Genomic DNA, 4,629 nt, shown 5'->3' on the forward strand with positions numbered 1-4,629 from the left:
CCGTCGTCCGTACCTCGATCTACGCTTGGACAGGGGTCACACCTCGCCTTACCCACCCCATGCCGAAGGCATCGCCCGGCTACGGCCTATCGTACGCCGGAGCCTGTTCGGTTCATGGGAATCTGAAAATCAAAAAAAAACGCTCACCCACCATCGTCGAGAGGTGAGTCGTGATGAGTGAAGAGCAGCGTAAGATCGTCGACCCGAGGGTTTCGGTTATGTGGGCGGAGCGCGAAGCCGTGCGGTCGTTCATGGCGGAGACGCAGCGGGCCCTCGCCAAGTTGGCGGAGGGGGCGGCGGCGCACGACCCGCTCCGATGGCGCCGGTCGCAGCTTCGACGGATCTGGAAGGAATCCTATCCCGGTATGAGCAGAGCAGCGGCGGCGCGCGCGATCGCGCTGGAATGGCTCGACGCGGTTGCCGACACGGGCGCGGAACCCGAGCCCGGTTCGCCGGCCGAGAGTTTGCGGAAGATGACGGCCGCCGGACAATCGCCTCTCGCCTGGAGAACGATCGCCGACGACTTGGACGCCGATCTCGACCGCTGACGTCCTCCTGCAAATTCAACGCAGTATTCTGCAAACTCATAGAAGCGACTCCCCGAATGACCGAGGCTGATTTGGTCCGAGGGGAGTAGTTCCATGCCGAGCGTTATCGAACGCATCTTCAAATCTGCCAAGCCGCCGGTCACCGCCGCGACGGTGCGGGTCGAGATCGGCAAGGCCGAGACCGCCAAGCGCCGCGCCGAGCAGGATCTCGCCGATGCTCGCCACGAGTACGAAGCAAGCTTGCTCGACGCGGATCCAGAAGTCACGACTCGGGCACGCGGTCGGATCTCAGCGGCTGAAGCTGGCGTCGATCGAGCGAACGCTCTCATTGCTGCCCTCAATGCAAAGTTTCGCGACGAATGCGAGGCGGAGGCCGAAGCCGAGCGCGCCGAGGCCTATGACGCGGCGGTCGCAGCGACGGCGAAGGCTCGGGCCGCTCTCAAAAAGTATCCGGCCGCGGCGAGGGCGATCACCGCGATCCTCCAAGAGGTGGCCGAGGCCGAGCAGATCGTTGCTCGAGCGAACCGGGACCTACCGGCCGGTCGCGATCCGCTGATCGCCGCTGAGCTCTCAGTTCGAGGGTTGCCAGCCGACCGACGCGAAACGATCGAGGTCACGCGCACGATCAAATGGTACTTCAGCGACACAGGCAGGCGTGTCGCGGAGGATCAAGTCTCGAAGATTGATCGTGACGAAAAGGGGCATTTCCTTCTCTCCGATGAGCGAGTCGATGGAAGCGCCCCGTTCCTCAATGGGCGCGTCCGCCGCCCGGTCTACCGCGAGGTGATCGAGAAAACGCGGTTCAACGAGGCGCGACCCGCATACGAGCCCGACCGACTGTGCACCGCGGTTCGTTTGCCTGGCCTCATGCCGGGCGAACCTCACTACTGGCGCCCAGCCGGAACGTCGGAGGTGTTGGGTGCACTCGCCGAACGGGAGAAGGCGGCGGCAAGCGCGCCCCGTGATCCCCGCCAGCCGCGGCGCGTCGACTTCGTCGCCCGTGAAGTGCCCGAGGACGAGCTATGAGGGCGGCCGGCACCCGTAGGTTCTTCCCGGCAAACCCCGGAGGCGGGGACGCTGCACCCCAGGATTTCGCGCTGTGCAGAGCGGAAAAAGGGGGTTGTGTTATTCCGCGGAAACGCTGGGCTTTTTCGTCCGGTCAGACGGAACGGAGTCTGAAATGACGATTCCGGCGACTGTCTCGGCCAGAGTTTTGGCGAATCTGTTCGGCGTATCGCCCCAAACGATCCAGGCCTATGCGGCCCGAGGTGTCATCGTTCGCCAAGGGCGAGGATCCTATCCGCTCGCCGAAAACGTGCAGCGCTACACGAGGCATCTTCGAGACGCTGCGAGCGGTCGTGGCGCCGACGAGGCAACATCGTCGTTGACGGACGAGCGGACGCGTCTCGCGCGAGAGCGGGCCGACGAGGCTGCCCTGAAGAATGCGAAGCTCCGTCGGGAGATGCTCCCCCGCGAAGAGGTGCTCGCGCGTTGGTCGACGATCCTGCGGAATGTGAGCGCGCGAATGCGGGCGGTTCCGTCTCGGGTCCGGGCGCAGCGTCCGCACCTGACGCGCGAGGACGTGGACCTGATCGACGAGGAGATCCGCCTGGCGCTGACGGAGGCGGCCGAGAATGCGTAACCCCCATCGCAAAGCGGTCGCCGTACATGAAGCAGGGCATGCGGTTGGCGCGCATCGATATGGGATCGCGGTCGAGGCCGCGACGATCGAACCCGCTGCGGACTATCTCGGCCGTGTGCGGCTTCGTGTGGCGGCTCCGCCCGATGGTTTGGATGCGAATGCCCGAACCCGGTTCAACGAGGGTCTGTTCCAGACGAACGTGATCGTCTTTCTCGCCGGACCGGCCGCGCAGCGGATGATCTATCCGCGATCGCACGTTCCGGTGAGTGCTGCCGGCGATCGCAGAGAGGCCGAGCACTATGTGCGGCTCTTGGCCGGGTCCGTGACGGCCGAGCGTGCCCTCTGGCGCTTCTGTGAGCTCGAGGCGCGCCATCTTGTGGAGACGTACCGGCACCGCGTGGCGGGCGTCGCGGAGGCGCTTCTCGCATACACGACCATTTCCGGGGACGAGATTGAAGCCGTCATCGCCGGCGCTGACGAGGTGCAGGCGCGCATCGTCGCCGAGGAGCGGGAGCGGATGAAGGCCAGCGACACGACGCCGACGGAGGCGGACGCGCTGCATCATCACGCCGACATGGTTCGCGCATCACGGCCGATCACGCGCCGAGACGCCGCGGGGGCAGCGCTGAATTTCATTCTCGCCCATCCCGATCGCTTCGACCTCAGCGAGGTGGCGAGCTTCGCGGACTTCACGCCGGAAGGCTTCGCGAAGGATGCCGGCGCGGTGCGCGAGAAGCTCGTGGCGCTCGCCGCGCGCGAGGCCGCTGGCCGTCAGATCGTCGAGCGTGTCGAGCTCGATCGGAAAGACCCGTCTGTGTGTGGAGGATCCGCGAAATGGCTCAATTGAAGATCACGCTGGATGACCGCGGGTTGAAGCGTTTCCGAAAGGCCGTGAAGGCGCTCGGCGAGTCCAAGGCCAAGAAGGCATATGCTCGCGCACTGACCCGTACGAACGCACGCGCGTTCACGCAGGTAAAGCGAACGCTTCCCGAGCAGGTCGGTCTCAACAAGACGACCCAAAAGGACTTTGTCGCCATGGCGGGCCTCCGAAAGGTGGACGCGTCCGGTGGGCGACTCGAGGCGAGGATCGTCTCGACCGGCTCCGCCCTCAATCTGAAAGAGTTCGGCGCGAAGCAATTCTCGTGGGGCGTCAGCGCGTCGCCGTGGGGCGAAAAGCAACGCTTCGAGGGCGCGTTCATCTTCGCGGGTCGGTGGAACAGCGGAAAGCCGGTGAAAGACGGCAACGTCTACAAGCGGCTCACCGCGGAGTCGCGACCGCTCCGCCCGCTTTGGGGCCCGGCGATCCCGAAAGAGATGGTGCGGGGTGCCAGTAAGGCAGCCTGGGAAAACGCCGCTCACACCCTCGACGAACGGATCGAACACGAGATCAAGCAGCTCACGAAAGGAGTCGTCTCTTGATGCCCATCAGCCCGATCACGCCGGCGCTGGCCACGGCGATGTCGCTCAGCAAGCAAATCGCCGAACGCCAGGCCCGCCTGGCGCGCGTCCTGGCGCCGCCTTCGATCACGCCGGTCGCGGCATCGATCTACGCGATGGCCTCCGAGATGGAGACCTCGAGCCGCCGCCTGGCCGCCATGTCCAAGGTCAACGTCCGCCTCGCCGCCATGATGAAGATCGACGTCACGCCTATCGCGGCCACGATCGCCAAGCTCACCAATCCCCCGTCGAAGGATCTTTGAACGATGGAACTAAAGCTGCCGAACCCGGTGAACATGAACGGTGAAACGCTCACCGCGATCACCCTCAAGCGCACCCGTCCCCTGGTGAAGGACACGATCGCCGCCGGCGACGCGACGAACCCGGTCGCCGAGGCGGCATGGAAACTCGCCAGCATGGCCGAGGTGCCGCGGTTCGTGATCGAGGAGCAGCCGGAAGAGTGGCTCATCTCGACCGCCTCGCAGGTGAGCGCCCCCGCGGGAAACGAGGAAGCGCAGACGACTGGCGAGACGTCGCTGGTCTCATCTGCGCCGTCCTCCATTGGGGCCGAGACGACGTCCTGACGCTGGAGCCGGAAGAGGCGCTCATGTGGGCGGATACCGCGATCCGCCTCTTCCGAAAAATGAACGGTGGCGAGTCGAACAAGGGCAGATAAATGGCGAAACTTCTAAGCAGTCTCAATCTGACGCTCTTCGACAACGTCACCGGGCGCATCCGCGGGATCGACTCGGGTCTCAGCCGTCTCTCCAACCGGATGGAGCGCTTCGCGGCGCGCCAGCGGGCGATGGGCAGCTCGATCCTACCGGCCGCCAGTCTGAAGAACCTGGCGATCGGTTATCTTGGGTTTCAGAGCCTCAGCGCGAGCCTCGACGCGACGGTCGGCGGGGCGATGAAGTTCCAGTCGGTGATGACGGAGATCGCCAAAAAGACGACGCTGTCGCCGGCCGGTCTCGAAAAAATGCGAGAGTCGATCATCCGAAT

At 64.9% G+C, this 4,629-nt stretch carries 8 protein-coding genes; all 8 read left to right on the top strand.

Annotation, left to right across the window (positions count from 1 at the left end):
- Positions 1 to 173 precede the first annotated feature (173 nt).
- Positions 174 to 548: a hypothetical protein gene (locus L1787_RS17860; protein ID WP_235710459.1), complete on the top strand. Its 375-nt coding sequence runs from the start codon at positions 174 to 176 to the stop codon at positions 546 to 548.
- A 93-nt stretch (positions 549 to 641) separates the two neighbouring features.
- Positions 642 to 1,574 (top strand): hypothetical protein, encoded by a 933-nt coding sequence (locus L1787_RS17865; RefSeq protein WP_235710460.1) that lies wholly within the window; start codon positions 642 to 644, stop codon positions 1,572 to 1,574.
- A 73-nt stretch (positions 1,575 to 1,647) separates the two neighbouring features.
- Positions 1,648 to 2,190 carry a terminase small subunit gene (locus L1787_RS17870; RefSeq protein ID WP_235710461.1) on the top strand — a complete coding sequence of 181 codons (543 nt, stop codon included), beginning with the start codon at positions 1,648 to 1,650 and terminating at the stop codon, positions 2,188 to 2,190.
- Complete coding sequence (locus L1787_RS17875; RefSeq protein ID WP_235710462.1) at positions 2,183 to 3,037, top strand: hypothetical protein; 855 nt, start codon at positions 2,183 to 2,185, stop codon at positions 3,035 to 3,037. The genes L1787_RS17870 and L1787_RS17875 overlap by 8 nt, the downstream gene beginning before the upstream one ends.
- Positions 3,025 to 3,609 carry a hypothetical protein gene (locus tag L1787_RS17880; RefSeq protein WP_235710463.1) on the top strand — a complete coding sequence of 195 codons (585 nt, stop codon included), beginning with the start codon at positions 3,025 to 3,027 and terminating at the stop codon, positions 3,607 to 3,609. Before L1787_RS17875 ends, L1787_RS17880 begins: the two co-directional genes overlap by 13 nt.
- Positions 3,609 to 3,890: a hypothetical protein gene (locus L1787_RS17885; protein ID WP_235710465.1), complete on the top strand. Its 282-nt coding sequence runs from the start codon at positions 3,609 to 3,611 to the stop codon at positions 3,888 to 3,890. Before L1787_RS17880 ends, L1787_RS17885 begins: the two co-directional genes overlap by 1 nt.
- A gap of 3 nt (positions 3,891 to 3,893) precedes the next feature.
- Positions 3,894 to 4,211 (top strand): phage tail assembly protein, encoded by a 318-nt coding sequence (locus L1787_RS17890; RefSeq protein ID WP_235710467.1) that lies wholly within the window; start codon positions 3,894 to 3,896, stop codon positions 4,209 to 4,211.
- A 92-nt stretch (positions 4,212 to 4,303) separates the two neighbouring features.
- On the top strand, positions 4,304 to 4,629 hold a 326-nt coding region (locus L1787_RS17895), incomplete at its 3' end, for a hypothetical protein (RefSeq protein ID WP_235710469.1).

Origin of the sequence: Acuticoccus kalidii, from assembly GCF_021556395.1 — a bacterium.
In the GTDB taxonomy this organism is placed as follows: Bacteria; Pseudomonadota; Alphaproteobacteria; order Rhizobiales; family Amorphaceae; genus Acuticoccus; species Acuticoccus kalidii.